Consider the following 18,117-nt stretch of genomic DNA (forward strand, 5'->3'; position numbering starts at 1 on the left):
TATTTTATCATTATATCACAAATAAGAACATGAAAAATGTCACTTTTGTGACAATACACAGGTCTTGTTACAAGTAGTTTACAAGTGATGAAGAAAAGAAGGTCTTGAAAACCTCCTTCCTCATTCTATTAGGAAAATGTTCTATTGCCATACTGAAAGGCTTTGAACTGTTGAATTTGAGCCATGAGCCGTTGGTAGTTAGCCTCCTTACAGGCCTTCATAATCAAAAAACAGTCTATAAATTTCCACACATATAAGCCCATAAACAAGAGCATACCAATGAGAATAAAAAGAGTCACAAAAGACACACCAAAGGTAATCAACTTGGCCGAGCCCATCCGCTTGTCCCCAATATAAAAACGGTCCACGCCAAACTCACCAAAAAAGATGGCTAAGATAAGGGCAATCACTGGCTGGCGCAATTCAACCATCATCAGTGCATTCAAAGCTCCCTCGTCCAAATCCTCTAGTTCTTTCTGAAGCAGAATTAACTTATCAGATGGTAAATAACTACTCTTACTAAACACATAATTTTGTAAATAATTCATATAGATCCCTCACTCACAGAAATTATAGCAGTTTCTTATTCTTCAAGCAAGCCTGAAGGGGAAAACAGCGGCAGAAATCGTTTACATTTTTTTCTTTTTTGCTATAATGAAACTAGATTACAAGGAGGTTCTTATGAGAGTTATTATTCATTATCCAAAACCTATCAAACAACTATCCTCCCAAAGACTTCCACTTCTGGTAGATGGAAAAATTGCTGGGACAGTTACTCAAGGAAAAATTTTAAGCCTACCAATTACACAACCATCTGTTACACTAAGCGTTCGAGGGGATAAAAAATCAGCCATTCAAGTTAAGGAGGGCGATAGGGTCCAAATAATGGAAAACAGTAGGTACTTCATTCTCTACTACTTCAGCTTTGCTATCCTACCAATCGCCTTACTGTTTAACTTACCAACTCTTGTCAAAACCATCCTCTTCATACTAGCACTAGCCATCACTTTGTTGGGACAAGCAATCTTCCCAAAATACCTTATCAGTACAGAAAAAAGCTCAGACCAATAAATCTGAGCTTTTTCAAATGATATCGTCTTCAGTTTGCTTTTAGTACAAGGCAACGAGGCGCAGGCTGTACTGAAGTACGGCAAGGCGAGTTAACGAAGTAATAAAAGATAAGCTGAATAACTATATTAGATAGCTTTTTCATCCAATCCCAACTTACGTTGAACAAATTTAACAATTTCAACAACGACAACCATGAGGCCAGAACCGATAACAGCTACCAACCATTGAGTTGGGGTCAAGATAGATACCTTGAAGAAGGTATTGAAGCCTGGAATAACCAAGGTTGCCATCAAGAGTAAGAAGGCAGCCACGATAGACCAGTTAAAGAGTTTATTCTTGAACGGACCAACTGTGAAGATTGATTGGTAAACAGACTTGACGTTAAAGGCATGTACCAGCTGGATCAAACCAAGCGTCAAGTAAGCCATTGTAAGAGCATCTGCGTGGATGGCATGGTCGTCACCAGCATGCTCTGGATAAAGAAGAGCAAAACCATAAACACCCAACACAAGGATTGTTTGAAGGATACCTTGGTAGACGATAGAGCTCAAGACACCACCTGAGAAGAAGCTTGAGTTACGTCCACGAGGTTTGTGGTGCATGACACCTGGTTCTGCAGGCTCAACACCAAGAGCGATAGCTGGAAGAGTATCTGTTACCAAGTTGATCCAAAGGAGATGAACTGGTTCCAATACATCCCATCCAAAGAGGGTTGCAAGGAAGATACACAATACCTCAGCCGTGTTAGCTGACAAGAGATACTGGATTGTTTTTTGGATGTTTGAGAAGACCTTACGTCCTTCTTCAACCGCTACAATAATGGTTGCGAAGTTATCATCAGCAAGGACCATGTCTGAGGCACCTTTAGAAACTTCCGTACCTGTGATACCCATACCGATTCCGATGTCGGCTGTCTTAAGTGATGGTGCGTCGTTAACACCGTCACCAGTCATGGCAACAACCTTACCATCATTTTGCCAAGCCTTAACGATACGAACCTTGTGTTCTGGAGATACACGCGCATAAACTGAGTATTGTTTGAAGACTTTCTGGAACTCTTCATCTGTCAACTCATTGAGCTCCGCACCAGTAAATACATGGTCTTCTGTATCATTCGGATCAATGATACCAAGACGTTTGGCAATTGCTTCTGCTGTATCTTGGTGGTCACCCGTAATCATGATTGGACGGATACCAGCTTCCTTAGCAACACGAACAGCTTCTGCCGCTTCAGGACGCTCAGGGTCAATCATACCAACCAAACCTGAGATGACAAGATTATTTTCAACAATCTCAGACTCCAATTCAGGAATAGCATCCACATACTTGTAAGCCATCATCAAGACACGAAGTGCTTGTTTTGCCAACTCTTTGTTAGTTGCAAGAATGGCTTGTTTATCCGCATCGGTAATCGGACGAACAGTACCATTTTCTTCAATTTGTGTCACACGTTTGAGCAACTGGTCTGGAGCACCTTTAACAGCTACGAAGAAGTTGCCAGCAGCTTGTTGGTGAATGGTTGACATCAATTTACGCGTTGAATCAAATGGCAACTCTGCTACACGAGGCTCAGAAACCAAGACTTCACGAACGTCAAAGTTTTGATCCAAACCAAATTGAACAAGTGCCGTTTCAGTTGGGTCACCGATCAATTTACCAGTTGGGTCAACTTTTGTATCGTTGGCAAAGTTCATAACACGAAGCGTTGTATTGCTTGCATCCAAAGCTTCTTTAGCATCCACCAATTGACCATTTGTATAGACTTTTTCAACAGTCATCTGGTTCATGGTCAAGGTACCAGTCTTATCTGATGCGATGATTTCAGTTGAACCAAGTGTTTCAACCGCTGGCAACTTACGAATGATAGAGTTACGCTTAGCCAAGACCTGAGTACCAAGTGAAAGGACAACCGTTACGATAGCAGGCAATCCTTCTGGGATAGCTGCAACCGCAAGAGCTACAGAGGTCATAAGGGCTGGTAAGATACCTTCACCACGTACGAATACAGATACCAACATGGTAATGACTGCGATAACCAATACTGCATAGGTCAAGACCTTAGACAATTGGTGCAGGTTCTGTTTCAATGGAGTGTCTGTTTCATCTGCATTGGCAAGCATGCCTGCGATATGCCCCACCTCAGTGTACATACCAGTGTTGGTAACCACACCAAGACCACGTCCGTAGGTAACGTTAGAGTTTTGGTAGGCCATGTTGACACGGTCACCGATTGGAGCATCTTCAGCCAAGACTGCTGACAAATCCTTATCAACTGGAACAGATTCACCTGTAAGAGCAGCTTCTTCAATTTTGAGGGAGTTAGCTTCTAATAAACGCATATCAGCTGGAACAACGTCACCTGCCTCAAGTAAGACGATGTCACCTGGCACCAAGTCCTTAGAATCAACCTCGACTACATGACTGTCACGAAGGGCACGCGCAACAGGGCTTGACATGTTCTTTAGAGCTTCGATAGCCGCTTCTGCTTGACCTTCCTGATAAACACCAAATGCAGCGTTCAAGATAACTACAGCCAAGATGATAATAGCATCTGTCAAACCATGAGAACCCTCAGTAATCACCGTCAAGAGTGCTGCTGCAATCAAGATGATAATCATCAAGTCCTTGAACTGATCCAAGAATTTAGCCAAGAGTGTGCGTTTCTCACCCTCATCCAATTCATTACGACCATAGTCTGCCAGACGTTTGCTAGCTTCGCTGCTAGACAAACCGTCTAAAGAAGACTCCATGCTTGACAATACTTGCTCTTCGCTTTGTGTGTAAAACAAATCGCGTTTTTGTTCTTTTGACAATTTCCTTCTCCTTTTCGGCCTCTTCTCTACCTTGTACAATAAAAAAGAGACCTGTTTTATTAAAACAAGTCTCGCTATTTAAGATAGTGCCGGAAACGATTTTCGGAATGACGACACTACCACGGAAAATTCCGTTAGCTACTCCCTCGATTTGCTAACTATTATAACAAATTTCTAAGGAATTTCAAAGAATATTTTCTATGAAAACGTTTTTCATTTCCATTCAATATGCATCTTATAGCTAGCAAATTTCTGTTGATTTTCTAGCCCATTTAAATCATAATGAAGGATTAGTTCTTGCTGTTCAACACTCAACTGATACAGGCTGGTTTGTGTTGTAAAATGCTGGATCCCCATCGGCGTTGGAATAGTCACTATTGCTTCTTGTTTCTTCACAAATCGCATGATAGATTTGGGATTGGAAAAACGTGTCATAACCAATTCGTTTTCATCACACTTAATGACAACTTTTTCTTCCTCATCATTCTGATAGATGAGGTAAAGCTTCTTATCTTTTTCCTTCACCTCTACTGAGAAAGTCTGATCGATCACTTCCAATTGGCCATCTAAATCAATTTCATTCCGTAGACGAATGTTCATGTTACCTCCTATGATGCTTTAATATTGGTAATGAATGATGAACGAAGCAGGGTTAGACCTGTAAAGGCTGCGATAAAGACAACTAAGATTTTCAAATTATTGATGTCCAAATTAGATAGGAAGAAGGCCGCTGTCAAGACACCCAAAACTCCTCCTACAATAATTCCAGGAACTCCTGGCCAATTGACCCGGCCCGATTGGATAAATTGCTTGGCCCCAGCAGACAACATCATAGCTGCATTCAGCATCATGACAGGAAGAGCCACCGCTGGACTAATACCCATCAAGGAGAAAAAAATCAATTCTGGTGCGTAGTTGCCCAAGCCCATACTCAACAGCATCCCGATAAAAAAGTCAAATACAATCCCAACAAGCAGCTTCCAACCTGTCAGACCACGAACATCATTAGCTAAGTCAGCACCAGGGTTGGTCACCATCCGATAGACCATAATACCCGCTGCGACAATAAGCAAAATCCCCAAGACGCGCTGTACTTTCTTGGTATCCCAATGTTGCGTCACACGGGCACCAACTGAGGCACCTGTAAATGCAGCAATAGCCAGAGAAATCAAGGTCGTCATTTCTACTTCTACAATGGTGATAAAGAGCAGGGCCTCCAACAAGATAGGAATGATGTGAGCCGTCGTCATAGTTGCTGGAATCCGTCGGTCATCCTCTATCAATTTTGTCGCCTTCAGCAAACTTGTCGTTGTTGCGAAGGTACCAATCCCCAAGGTATCCAACAAGTCTGTTACATAACCAATGGCAAAGCCCGTCCAAAATCTGTCTTTCAAAGAAATCTTATTCTTCCGAGCATAGCTAACAATCAAGTAAAGCATCCAGGCAATCATTCCCACAAGGATAAACTGGATAGTATGTAAAATAAGTTTATTTGTCATTCCTCCATTATACTCAAAAGATAGTATTTGGTACATAGCAATATCCTTGTTTTATGAGAAAAAAAGCCGAAATTCTAACGATTTTTGGTATAATAAATCTATGATAGAAAAAGTTTTTCGTGACCCTGTCCATAACTATGTTCATGTTGATCATGAATTGATTTACAAACTCATCAATACAAAGGAATTCCAGCGACTACGCCGCATCAAGCAACTAGGGACCACTTCCTATACCTTCCACGGTGGCGAGCATAGCCGCTTTTCGCACTGCCTTGGTGTCTATGAAATAGCTCGAAGGATTACAGAAAAATTTGAAGAGAAATATCCACAAGTCTGGAACCCCTCGGAAAGTCTGATTACCATGGTTGCTGCTCTTTTACATGATATTGGACACGGAGCCTATTCCCATACCTTTGAGCGCCTCTTCGATACCGACCATGAAGAAATGACCTGCGCTATTATCACCAGCCCTGAAACGGAGGTCAATCAAATATTAAAACAGGTAGCTCCCGATTTTCCTGATAAAATTGCCTCCGTCATCAACCATACCTATCCCAATAAACAGGTTGTCCAGCTGATTTCCAGCCAAATTGATGTCGACCGCATGGACTATCTACTCCGTGATTCCTACTTTACAGGTACCAACTATGGTGAATTTGACCTAACCAGAATATTACGAGTTATCCGTCCTACAGAAAATGGCATTGCCTTCAAAGAATCAGGTATGCACGCAGTTGAAGACTATGTCCTCAGTCGCTACCAAATGTACATGCAGGTTTACTTCCATCCAGCCAGTCGCTCCATGGAAGTTCTCTTACAAAATTTGCTCAATCGAGCAAAATTACTCTACAAGAGTGAACAAGATTTTTTTGCTCGAACCTCTCCACGCCTGGTTCCCTTTTTTGAACACCGTGTTAGCCTTTCTGACTACCTAGCACTGGATGATGGTGTCATGAATACCTATTTCCAGTCTTGGATTGACGGACCTGACCATATCTTATCTGACCTGGCCCAACGCTACATAAACCGCAAGGTCTTCAAATCCATCACCTTCAAGGCAGAGAATGAAGAAGACCTCAACCAACTGCGGAGTTTAGTAGCCGATGTCGGCTTTGATCCAGAATACTATACAGCTATTCATCATAATTTTGATCTGCCTTACGATATTTACCGTCCCAATGCCGAGAAGAAACGGACACAGATTGAAATCTATCGCAAGGATGATACCAAGGTCGAGCTTTCCACCCTATCACCAATTGTCCACTCTCTTTCTGGAACCATCCATGGTGATAGCCGTTTCTATTTCCCAAAAGAAATGCTGGAAGATACTGGTATTTTTAGCCAGCACACTACTGATTTTATCAGCCATATTCATAACGATCATTTTACGACTGGAGAAGAACATGTCCATTAAACTTGTTGCCATCGACATCGATGGCACACTATTAAATAGCCAACACCAAATCACACCCCAAGTATTTTCAGCCATTCAGGATGCCAAAAAAGCAGGTGTAAAAATTGTTATTGCCACAGGTCGCCCCATCTCAGGTGTTCGTGCCATTTTAGAAGAACTCAATCTAACCGAGGTTGGCGACTATGTCATCACCTTTAACGGTGGTTTGGTGCAGGATGCAGCAACTGGTGAAGATATTGTCAAAGATACCTTGACCTATGACGATTATCTGGACATCGAACTCGCTGCCCGCAAACTCAAACTTCCTATGCATGCCAGTACCAAAGAAGGTATGTACACTGCCAACCGCGATATTGGAAAATATACCATTTATGAGTCCATGTTAGTCAGCTCCCCTGTCTTCTACCGTACTCCAGAAGAGATGGCTGATAAGGAAATTATCAAAATCATGATGGTCGATGAGGCAGAAATTCTTGATGCTGCCATCCCTCAACTTCCAACCAGCTTGACTGACAAATACAATGTTGCCAAATCTGCACCATTCTACTTAGAAATCACACCAAAAACAGTTAATAAGGGGCAAGCCATCATCCAATTGGCTGAAAAACTAGGTCTGACAATGGATCAAACCATGGCTATCGGCGACCAAGAAAATGACCGTCCCATGCTTGAAGTCGTCGGTAATCCAGTTGTCATGGAAAATGGCAATCCAGAACTCAAGAAAATTGCCAAGTACATCACCAAATCAAATGACGAGAGCGGTGTAGCTCATGCTCTTAGGGAATGGGTACTGCAATAACACATTATAGTCAAAAAAGACATCAGATTTAAAAAATCCGATGTCTTTTTCTATGCTTTTATTAGAAGTTCAACAAAGCTAAGAAGCTTTCTGCTTCAAGTGAAGCACCACCAACAAGGGCACCGTCAACGTCTGGACAAGCCATGTATTCAGCAACGTTTGATGGGTTTACAGAACCGCCGTATTGAACGCGAACCTTGTCAGCCACTTCCTGACCAAAGTCAGCCGCAACAACGTCACGAACAGCTTTACACATGTTTTGTGCATCATCTTTAGTAGCTGATTTACCAGTACCGATTGCCCAGATTGGCTCATAAGCAATAACAAGTGATGCAACTTGCTCGGCAGTCAAGTCTTTCAAAGCTGCAGAAACTTGAGCACCTACGAATTCAACCGCTTTACCAGCTTCGTAAGTTTCAAGTGACTCACCACAACAGATGATTGGTGTCAAACCATTACGGAAGATAGCGTGTGCTTTCTTGTTAATATCTTCATCAGTTTCGTGGAAGTAATCACGACGTTCTGAGTGACCAATAACCACATAGTTAACGCCCATTTCAGCCAATACTTTTGGAGAAGTTTCACCAGTGAAGGCACCAGCATCTTCAAAGTAGCAGTTTTGAGCAGCAACTTTCAATTCAGAATCTTTAGCGAACCACAAAAGAGCGTTCAAATCAACAGCCGGTGCTGCGATTGCTGCTTCAATCTTGTCGCCTGCAGGCAATTTACCTGCAATAGCCTCAACAAAAGCTTGTGCTTCTTGAGGATTTTTGTTCATTTTCCAGTTTCCTGCAATGATTGGTTTACGTGACATTTCACATACCTCTTCTTTTTTATTTTACAAAGCCCATTATAGCATAAAATCAGGCAAGGATAAAGCATTTCCGTGCATTTTATGAATACTTACAGAAAAACTCTCTACCCGAAAGTAGAGAGTTACAATTTAGTTGTCTGACTATAATTGTTATTTCTGGGAACTCAATCGAATTAAGCTTCGATTTCTGTAACCATACCTGAACCAACAGTACGTCCACCTTCACGGATAGAGAAAGTAGTACCTTGTTCAACGGCGATTGGGTGGATCAATTCAACGTCGATAGTAACGTTATCACCAGGCATTACCATTTCAGTACCTTCTGGCAATTTGATTGAACCAGTTACGTCAGTTGTACGGAAGTAGAACTGTGGACGGTAGTTGTCGAAGAATGGAGTGTGACGTCCACCTTCTTCTTTAGTAAGGATGTAAACTTCACCTTTGAATTTAGTGTGTGGGTTGATAGAACCTGGTTTAGAGATAACCTGACCACGTTCGATTTCATCACGTTGAACACCACGAAGAAGCACACCAACGTTATCGCCGGCAAGACCTTCGTCAAGTTGTTTACGGAACATTTCAACACCAGTTACAACTGCTTTAGATTTTTCTTCTTGAAGACCAACGATTTCGATTTCGTCGTTGACACGAACAGTACCACGGTCGATACGTCCTGAAGCTACAGTACCACGACCAGTGATTGAGAATACGTCCTCGACTGGAAGAAGCAATGGCTTGTCAGTATCGCGTTCTGGTTCTGGAATGTACTCATCAACAGTGTTCATCAATTCCATAACGATGTCTTCGTACTTAGCGTCACCTTCAAGGGCTTTAAGAGCTGAACCTTGGATAACTGGAAGATCGTCACCTGGGAAATCGTATTCTGAAAGAAGGTCACGGATTTCCATTTCAACCAACTCAAGCAATTCTTCGTCGTCTACCAAGTCAACTTTGTTCATGAAGACGATAAGGTGTTTAACACCAACCTGACGTGAAAGAAGGATGTGCTCACGAGTTTGTGGCATTGGACCGTCAGTAGAAGCTACTACAAGGATCGCACCGTCCATCTGAGCGGCACCAGTGATCATGTTTTTAACGTAGTCCGCGTGTCCTGGAGCGTCGATGTGAGCGTAGTGACGTTTTTCAGTTTCGTACTCAACGTGTGCAGTGTTGATTGTGATACCGCGCTCGCGCTCTTCTGGAGCAGCATCGATAGACGCATAGTCTTTAGGTTGGTTAACTGATGAAGGCAAGCGACGTGCCAATACAGTTGTGATAGCTGCAGTCAAAGTAGTTTTACCGTGGTCAACGTGTCCAATTGTACCAATGTTAACGTGTGGTTTACTACGATCGTATTTTTCTTTTGCCATTTTGGTAAAAGCCTCCAATAAAATATATTTTATAGATAGACAGTAGGCAATACGGTCTAACTTTACCTTACTATTCTATCAAATTGTAGCAGAAATGCAAGCATTTTCTATCGTTTTTGTTATTTATTGCCAGAAAGTCATGTTTTATCGCCTTCATTGAGCATAAAAAACTCGCCAACAAGTCCTGCTGACGAGTACGGAATAATTTGGCCTATTTGGTTCTAATTATCAATTTTGACATAACGACGATGTCCAGAATAAGAAAGGTAGGAAATCCACTGAAGCCCTTCCGCTTGAATAAGTTTATCATAGGTAATTGAACTACCACTTGTATAGTAGGTAATTTCAGCTGCCTGGATACTTGGTTGTGCTGTAACTGATACTCTCTTGGTCACTTGATAAACTCCTTGAGCTGCCAATCTTTGCTGTTCTGTCGCTGAGGAACCTAGATGTTGCTGAGTGTGTGTCGAACGCAATGCTTCTGTTCGGACATAGCGACGAGTACCACTGTAAGAAGGATAGGACAACCAACGGTAGCCATCTGCCTCAACAACTTGGTCGTAGTTGATTTTTTCACCTTTTGTAAACTCAAATTGAGTTGGAGCTTGATTTTCTGCCTTGTTTTTTACTGGGACAGTTTTCGTAACGGTGTAGCTACCACTCTGGGAAAGAACTGTTTTCTGCTCATTCTTATTCTCGATTGGATCGGAAGCTGGTAGATTGGTTGTTGAGGCGGTCACAGCTGAGCTTGCGACCTGACCTAAATCTACATAGCGACGGGTGCCGCTATATGATAGATAAGAAATCCATTGATGACCGTCTGCTTCTAGCGTCTTGTCGTAATTGACCTTGTCGCCCTTTTCGAATGTAAATTGAGTTGGGGCAATTGCCTTGGCTTCATTTTTCACCGCAACCTGTTTGTTAAAGTGATAGCTACCACGGCTGGCTAGTTTTTCTGCCTGTGGAGCGGGAGTGGGCTGACTAGCCACCGGAGGGGTGCTTGGTACTGGTTGACTAGGGGCTGTTGCAGCTGAACTTGCAACCTGACCTAAATCGACATAGCGACGGGTGCCACTATAGGATAGATAAGAAATCCATTGATGACCGTCTGCTTCTAGCGTCTTGTCGTAATTGACCTTGTCGCCCTTTTCGAATGTGAATTGGGTTGGCGCGGTTAGCTTGGCTTCATTTTTCACCGCAACCTGTTTGCTAAAGTGATAGCTACCACGGCTGGCTAGGTTTTCTGACTGCGGAGCGGGAGTGGACTGACTAGTCACCGGAGGGGGGCTTGGGGCTGGTTGACTAGGGGCCGTTGCAACTGAACTTGCTACCTGACCTAAATCTACATAGCGACGGGTACCGCTATAGGATAGATAAGAAATCCATTGATGACCGTCTGCTTCTAGCGTCTTGTCGTAATTGACCTTGTCGCCCTTTTCGAATGTAAATTGAGTTGGGGCACCTGCCTTGGCTTCATTTTTCACCGCGACCTGTTTACTAAAGTGATAGCTACCACGGCTGGCTAGTTTTTCTACCTGCGGAGATGGATTTGACTGACTAGTCACTGGAGGGGGGCTTGTTACCGGTTGACTAGGGGCGGTCGCAGGTGAACTTGCAACCTGACCTAAATCTACATAGCGACGGGTACCACTATAGGATAGATAAGAAATCCATTGATGTCCATCTGCTACTAGCGTCTTGTCGTAATTGACCTTGTCGCCCTTTTCAAATGTAAATTGAGTTGGCGCGGTTAGCTTGGCTTCATTTTTCACCGCGACCTGTTTGCTAAAGTGATAGCTACCACGGCTGGCTAGTTTTTCTAACTGCGGAGTTGGATTTGACTGACTAGTCACTGGAGGGGGGCTTGTTACTGGTTGACTAGGGGCCGTTGCAGGTGAACTTGCGACCTGACCCAAATCTACATAGCGACGGGTACCACTATAGGATAGATAAGAAATCCACTGATGTCCATCTACCTCTAGTTTTTTATCATAATTAACTTTGTCACCCACCTGTGCATAAAAGGCTACTGGAGCAGTTTTACTTGGTTGGTTTTTGACAGCTGTTTCCTTCTCGTAGATGTATTGTCCTTGAGGTGCTAATTCGGCAACTGGTTCTTCTACAGCCACTGCTGTAGTTTGCGGAAGCTCCACTGCAGGACTTGACTGAACAGCTACTTCCTGGTTAGTAGGAGTTACTGCTTGTTCTGTACGTGCTTCTTCTGAAGATGATTGACTGTTTGAAGCTGGTTCTTCACCCGTCTGACTTGTGAGAACCATCGGAACCTGCTCGCCCTCCACCTTACTTGTCTGAGCGGTCACTTCCTTTGTTTCTACGGCAACTTGATTTGAAAGAGAGTTTGTCTTATCAACCTGACTACTCTCTTGGACTTGTACCAGCGGTAGGTTACTTGATGCAACTGTCCCTACTTGCTCATCAGCCTTTACATCCTGTAGCCCAAAGACCAAACTGGTTCCAATCAGTACTGAAGCAGCACCTAGAGAATACTTACGAATAGAAAAATTTTGTTTTTCTTGACCAAATCTTGTGCGACGCATAAATCATATCCTACCTTTCTGTTATCCTTTTCACTTATATTATATACTTATCCATGTCATAAAACAAGTAAAAATTGTAACATTCGTAATATTTTTGTAACATTTGTACCGAGAAAGAAATATTTATCTCCCCTATCTATACTATTCGCAAAAAATACAAAAAAATGATGAAAAATAAGATATTTTTTTAATTTTCTTCAAAATATAAAAACCTTGTCTGAATACACTTCAAACAAGGTACTAGCCATCTGCTATTCGAAATCTAATCGATAGTAGGGTTGATTTGGAGTTGAAGCACCAATACTTGACGCATAAATCCAGTCCTTACCCTCCAACTGTGCAAAGTCTTCTGCCTTCCCTGTTAGGATAATGCCTGCAAATTCTAACTTATCAATCTCTTCTTGTTTAGAGAAGTCCGTTTTACCAAATTTGTCCAAGAAAGTTTTGACATCTGTGACGAGTGCGTATTCCCCTAAATAATGATTATACTGTTCAGCCATTTTTTTCATAGGTGTTAAAGGATTCCATGCAGCTACTTCTGTTGGTAATTCAGCATCTGGTTCATAAACCTTTATAGCCTCTCCTTGAAAACCAAACAACTGATCAATGCGAAAATCAGCTGTGTTCTCCTTAGAAGCTGTTCCAATCCAGTACCAATTCTTTTTCAAATTTTGAGGAAGCATGGTCTGCAAGTCTCCAAAACTATATTTTTTATCAAAAGTGATGGCTACTTCTACTAGCTGATTGGGCATGTCTTTCACTAAAGAAAGTTCTTGACTTGGAACCCTTGCAAAGTCATCTGTGTCAACTTTCTCCGTATTATAGAAGAGAGGGAGTTTTGACCAGGTTTGACGATCATAGGCAATTTCTCCCTTATAAGAAGGTCCATCCTGAGAAAAATTCAAATACGTTCCCAACCAATCATAGTGGTATTCATAGTCCCCAAAGGCAACTGGAACTCCTGCCAAGTCTTTGTGGCGATCTGCATGGACAGCTCCAGCAAATAGAGAGGTCGCTTTATAATAGTAGGTTGAGTATTCAATGTTTGGATAGGCAACTTGTGACAATAATTCGTGTTCTTGATAGATTTTTTCACCATTATTGGCAGTCAAAATCTGCAAGGTCTTCAAGGTCGCCCCCGTTATCAGCAAGAGCCCTAATATAGATAGACCAACCGTTTTCCATAAGTGTTTTTTCTTACTTTTCTTTGTTGCAATTTCAAAAGTTTTCATATTCATACCCTTTCTCTTTTAAGTTTTTTGCTAGAAGTTTTCGACCGCGGTAAAGATTGATTTTCACCAAACTCTGACTATATCCTAAGATATGGGCAATCTCTTTGACACTCATATCCTGAAAATAATAAAGGTCAATGACATGCTGATACTTGGATGGTAAGTCTGCGACCGCCTGATAGAGTTCGTCATAGCCTTCTTGGTCATAAACCAAAACCTTTTCGCTGGCAAAAAATTCCCTTTGTAGAATTTCATGATAGTGCTTGTCCCTCCTGTATTTGTCGATGTAGGCTCTAACTGCCGAACGATAAAGCCAGGCTCGTAATTTGTCAAAAGGAAGGACAAGTTCTGCTTCTAAGATTTTCACCAGTACATCCTGGGCTATATCCTGACTATCTGCAAATGTGGCGCCTGATTTTTGCAGGTAGTAGGAAATCTCCTCGGCAATACCGATGACTTCTTTTTCATATTCATCTAATTTGATGCTCATCTCCTCCTTTCACTAATATAACGAATGGAATTCTATTTGGTTACACATTTTTTTAAAATATTATATCCCTTACCGTATTAAAAAAGCAACCTCCGAAGAAGTTGCTTAATAAAATTAACCAGAATTTCGTAAACCTGTCGCCACACCGTTGATGGTGATGTGGATGAGGTTTTCTTGTTCCTTACTGAGTTCTCCACGACGAAGGCGGTTAATCAGTTCAATCTGAATATAGTTGAGGACGTTGAAATATGGCATACGGTAGTCTAGACTGGCCTTGAGGAAAGGAAGTTCTGCCAGTAGCGCATCATTTTGCTCAATAGACAGGATAACATCCTTGGTCAACTGCCATTCATCTAAAATAATATGGAAGATATTTCTTACTTCCTCGCTCTCGCACATTTTCGCATACTCAAAGGCGATGTTCATGTTGGATTTGGACAGAACCATGTCCACATTCGATAGGAGTGAACGGAAGAATGGCCAGCTTTCATACATTTTCTGTAATTTTGCTAAGTTGGCTGGGTCCTTGTCAATAAAGCGTTTAAAGCTGGAGCCTACTCCGTACCAACCAGGAAGCATGACGCGGTTTTGCGACCATGAGAATACCCAAGGAATGGCACGAAGTCCACCGATTTCTGTAATGGTTTTACGAGCTGCTGGACGAGAACCGATATTTAGACTAGATACCTCACGAATTGGACTTGCTGCAAAGAAGTAATCGTAGAAATGAGGATTGTTAAAGACTAAGTCACGATAGATCGAGTAGCTATCCGCCACAATGGCGTCCATGGTTTCACGGTAACCATCAATCTCATTTGGATTGGTAATCATTTGGGTAATCATGCGGTCAAGAGTTGCTGATACCAGCATTTCCAAATTGTAGTAAGCAGCATCCTTGTTACCGTACTTGTTACCAATCACTTCCCCCTGTTCTGTCAGACGAAGGCGGTCTTTGATGGAACCAAATGGTTGTGAAGTAATGGCATCATAGGATGGACCGCCACCACGACCAACGGTACCACCACGACCATGGAAGAAGGTAATATGAACACCAAATTCTTGACCGATTTGTGTCAATTCATTCTGAGCCTTGTAGAGTGTCCAACCAGATGAGAGATAGCCTCCATCCTTATTGGAATCCGAGTAGCCTAGCATGATTTCTTGATAATATTTATTGCCCGCAATCCAACGTTTAGCCAAATCAAGTTGCAGGTATTGGCGCATGGTTGCTGAAGCATTGTCTAAGTCCTCGATGGTTTCAAAGAGTGGAACAATCTGCACACGCGCCTTGTCCATATCGACCAAGCCAACTTCTTTCAAGAGCACGGCGAGTTCTAACAAGTCAGACACACTCTCAGAATGAGAGATAATGTGTTGTTTGATGATCTCCTCACCAAGTTTGTCTTTCAATTCACGGGCTGCTGCAAAAATAGCCAATTCTTTTTGCAATTGCTCCGACTTAGGAACATGGGTAGCAGAAAGAATACGCGGATCTGTTTCCAACTGTTTCAAGAGAACATGGCATTTGGCTTCCTCAGACAAACTAGAGTAATTTTCGACAATGCGGGCTGAAGCCAAGAGTTCTGCTACACTTGCCTCGTGAATAGAAGAGTCCTGACGCATATCAATACTTGCCAGGTAGAAACCAAAGGCCTCCACTGCTTCCAGCAATTCTGTAAAATCACCCTTGATCAAGGCGTTTGCCTTATTGTCAATCAAGGACTGTTTAATAGCAAGCAAGTCTTCTTTGAATTCAGTGACATTGGCGTAGCGAACATCCGAAGGCTTATTATCCACCAAATAATCGCGCGTATTGGCCAATTTCATCTGAATATAATGAAAGGCACGACGGTAAGGTTCATGTTCACGGTAGACAGAACTGTCTTCAGATTTCTCAGCCAGCATTTTGACTGCTGTTGATACCTTGACAATAGAAGTAGACAGAGAGAAATTACGGTAGAGTTTATGGAGTTGCTCATCGTAGTAATTCATGATGACTTGACACTGGGTCAAGGCTGACAATTTCAGTGTTTCTGCCGTTACAAATGGATTGCCATCTCGGTCACCACCGATCCACATGCCCATGGTAATGGGGCGAGGATTGTTGAGCTCAATGCCTTTTTCTGCAGCCAAGCGCTTGTACTCACCTTGTAACTTGGTTACGGCCTTGATAAAGGAAGAATTATAGTATTCCATAACGTTGGTGATTTCGTTGGTTACCTTCAACTTCTTCTCGCGAATCATATCCGTTTGCATGATGATTTCAATGTAGCAACGAAGTTGGTCTTCCCACTTAGTTTTGTTCAGCAAGCCCATTTTCACATCACGGTAGCGACGAAGCAACTCATGGATATGTTTGGTCAAGTCCAACATAGATTGACGTTGCACCTGGGTTGGATGGGCTGTCAAAACGGGTACAACATTGAGTTTTTCCAAAATTTCTGCCGCATTTTCCTGCTTGGCCACCATGTCAATAGTCGTTGAGATTTTCCCAAGATAATCTTGGTCGATATTATTCTGGTGGTTGATTTCATAGGCCAAATCCACATCTTCTGAAATGTTAATCAGCAAAGGAAGGACAGCGAAGTAACGAGAAATGACTGCTAATTCTTCGTTATTTAATTGACCAATAATCGCAATCAAGGACTGGTAATCATCCTCACGAGAAAGCTGGGACAATTCAATAATCTTATTGAAGGTTTCCTGGGGCATCATCTGAGCCGCCACTTCTTCAAGGATAGTCGTTAAAATCGCAATTTCTTCTTGAATGGTTTCTTTGTTGTTATAGTTTTCTAGTTTTTGGATAGACATTTCTACTCTCTTTCCTTATTTAGCCGATTGTCCGTTCAATCTCTTCTTCAATCAATTTACGCTTCTCGTTGGCATCGATATTGAGGACAAAGGCAATGCCAATCGAAATAATGAGTAGGCTAGACCCTCCTTGCGATAGGAAGGGGAAGGTCACTCCCGTCGCAGGAATAATACCTGCAATTCCACCAATGTTGACAAAGGTCTGAATGAGGAGCATTCCTGCCACACCCAAGGCCATCATGGAATTAAATGGACTGCGGGCACGAACACCTACAATGATAATGCGAATGATGAGGAAGAAAAGCAGGGCCAAAATCAAGCTAGCACCCACAAATCCCAACTCTTCAATCACAATGGAAAACACAAAGTCTGTCTGCGCTTCTGGTAGATATCCCTTTTTCTCAATGGAGTTCCCCAAACCGCGACCCAACCAGCCACCATTACTCATGGCATAGAAGGAATGGGTCAACTGCAACCCTGCCCCCGTGGCATTGCCAAAAGGGTCAAAAAAGGCTGCGAAACGACGGGCGATATAGCCAAACAGAGGAATTTTCTCAACTGTTTCCACACCAAGAACAAAGATTGTTCCCAGAACAAAGCCTGACACTGCAACGATACTCAAAACCGCTGTCAAAAACCAACGATAAGCAATACCACTGACACTAATCATAATCACCATAATCAAGACGACAATGGTTGCATTTCCCAAGTCAGGCAAGGTTGCCACCATAGCTAACAAGAGGAGGCTGACCACACGCCAATCGGTAAATTCCCTAGGGATCCAGCTCCCCTGTATTAGAGCCTGGTAGTCATAGGTCCGAATATCAGCCTGCTGTTTGGCAAATTCGTGAGCCAAATACCAGATGATAATCAACTTGAGGTATTCGGCAGGCTGTAAATTACCAGCTCCAGGTAAGGGAATCCAACCGTGGGCCCCATTGATGGGCGGAAACAATCGAGAAATGGCTAAGAGAAACACCTCGAATAAAATAACTGAGTAAATGACAGCCTTCCTTCTCAAAAAGCTTAATTTCATACGGTAAATCGTATAGATAGCAAAGAGGCTGACACCCCAGAACAGCGATTGGTTAATGACTGTTCTAAAAGGATCCCTCCCATTGATAATTTGCGTGGCACTGGTTGTTGAATAGACGATTATCAACCCTATCACAGATAAAATTAGATAGGGAATGAGAATGGAATAGTTCAATAACTGCCGTTTGTCAATCTTCATTTATAATCCAAC

The 18,117-nt window shown here is 42.4% G+C and carries 14 protein-coding genes; 3 read left to right on the forward strand and 11 right to left on the reverse strand.

Going from position 1 to position 18,117, the window contains the following annotated elements:
• Positions 1–128 precede the first annotated feature (128 nt).
• Positions 129–548, reverse strand: coding sequence for a TM2 domain-containing protein (locus PW252_RS08475; RefSeq protein ID WP_248032241.1), 420 nt, complete (start codon positions 546–548; stop codon positions 129–131).
• Positions 549–681: 133 nt separating this feature from the next.
• On the opposite strand from PW252_RS08475, the gene PW252_RS08480 reads away from it, so the two are divergent.
• On the forward strand, positions 682–1,071 hold the full coding sequence (locus tag PW252_RS08480) for a hypothetical protein (protein WP_248051055.1): 390 nt from the start codon (positions 682–684) through the stop codon (positions 1,069–1,071).
• A gap of 125 nt (positions 1,072–1,196) precedes the next feature.
• Here PW252_RS08480 and PW252_RS08485 read toward each other — a convergent pair whose 3' ends face one another.
• From PW252_RS08485 to PW252_RS08495, 3 genes are all read right to left on the reverse strand, one after another.
• On the reverse strand, positions 1,197–3,884 hold the full coding sequence (locus tag PW252_RS08485) for a cation-translocating P-type ATPase (RefSeq protein ID WP_248051058.1): 2,688 nt from the start codon (positions 3,882–3,884) through the stop codon (positions 1,197–1,199).
• 213 nt (positions 3,885–4,097) lie between these two features.
• Complete coding sequence (locus PW252_RS08490; RefSeq protein WP_248051061.1) at positions 4,098–4,484, reverse strand: YwiB family protein; 387 nt, start codon at positions 4,482–4,484, stop codon at positions 4,098–4,100.
• An 8-nt stretch (positions 4,485–4,492) separates the two neighbouring features.
• Entirely contained in the window at positions 4,493–5,383 is an 891-nt protein-coding gene (locus PW252_RS08495) for a sulfite exporter TauE/SafE family protein (protein WP_248051067.1), read from the reverse strand.
• Between the two features lie 100 nt (positions 5,384–5,483).
• Here PW252_RS08495 and PW252_RS08500 point away from each other — a divergent pair, with 100 nt between their 5' ends.
• Both PW252_RS08500 and yidA read left to right on the forward strand, forming a co-directional pair.
• Complete coding sequence (locus tag PW252_RS08500) at positions 5,484–6,797, forward strand: HD domain-containing protein (protein ID WP_172050710.1); 1,314 nt, start codon at positions 5,484–5,486, stop codon at positions 6,795–6,797.
• Positions 6,787–7,596 carry a sugar-phosphatase gene (gene yidA / locus PW252_RS08505; protein ID WP_248051069.1) on the forward strand — a complete coding sequence of 270 codons (810 nt, stop codon included), beginning with the start codon at positions 6,787–6,789 and terminating at the stop codon, positions 7,594–7,596. The genes PW252_RS08500 and yidA overlap by 11 nt, the downstream gene beginning before the upstream one ends.
• Before the next feature lie 61 nt (positions 7,597–7,657).
• Here the strand turns inward: yidA and tpiA are convergent, their stop codons facing one another.
• From tpiA to ftsW, 7 genes are all read right to left on the reverse strand, one after another.
• Positions 7,658–8,410 (reverse strand): triose-phosphate isomerase, encoded by a 753-nt coding sequence (gene tpiA / locus PW252_RS08510; protein ID WP_004298713.1) that lies wholly within the window; start codon positions 8,408–8,410, stop codon positions 7,658–7,660.
• A gap of 173 nt (positions 8,411–8,583) precedes the next feature.
• Positions 8,584–9,780, reverse strand: a complete 1,197-nt coding sequence (gene tuf, locus PW252_RS08515; RefSeq protein WP_024531546.1) for an elongation factor Tu — start codon at positions 9,778–9,780, stop codon at positions 8,584–8,586.
• Positions 9,781–10,001: 221 nt separating this feature from the next.
• Positions 10,002–12,338, reverse strand: a complete 2,337-nt coding sequence (locus PW252_RS08520; RefSeq protein ID WP_316716665.1) for an SH3 domain-containing protein — start codon at positions 12,336–12,338, stop codon at positions 10,002–10,004.
• 251 nt (positions 12,339–12,589) lie between these two features.
• Positions 12,590–13,576 carry an anti sigma factor C-terminal domain-containing protein gene (locus PW252_RS08525; RefSeq protein ID WP_248051075.1) on the reverse strand — a complete coding sequence of 329 codons (987 nt, stop codon included), beginning with the start codon at positions 13,574–13,576 and terminating at the stop codon, positions 12,590–12,592.
• Entirely contained in the window at positions 13,557–14,060 is a 504-nt protein-coding gene (locus PW252_RS08530; RefSeq protein WP_248051076.1) for an RNA polymerase sigma factor, read from the reverse strand. Before PW252_RS08530 ends, PW252_RS08525 begins: the two co-directional genes overlap by 20 nt.
• Positions 14,061–14,174: 114 nt before the next feature.
• On the reverse strand, positions 14,175–16,871 hold the full coding sequence (gene ppc, locus PW252_RS08535; protein ID WP_248051078.1) for a phosphoenolpyruvate carboxylase: 2,697 nt from the start codon (positions 16,869–16,871) through the stop codon (positions 14,175–14,177).
• A 19-nt stretch (positions 16,872–16,890) separates the two neighbouring features.
• A complete protein-coding gene (gene ftsW, locus PW252_RS08540; RefSeq protein ID WP_248051079.1) occupies positions 16,891–18,105 on the reverse strand; it encodes a cell division peptidoglycan polymerase FtsW in 1,215 nt (404 codons plus the stop codon).
• Positions 18,106–18,117: the final 12 nt, after the last annotated feature.

Origin of the sequence: Streptococcus sp. 29887 (assembly GCF_032595075.1) — a bacterium.
Lineage (GTDB): Bacteria > Bacillota > Bacilli > Lactobacillales > Streptococcaceae > Streptococcus > Streptococcus iners.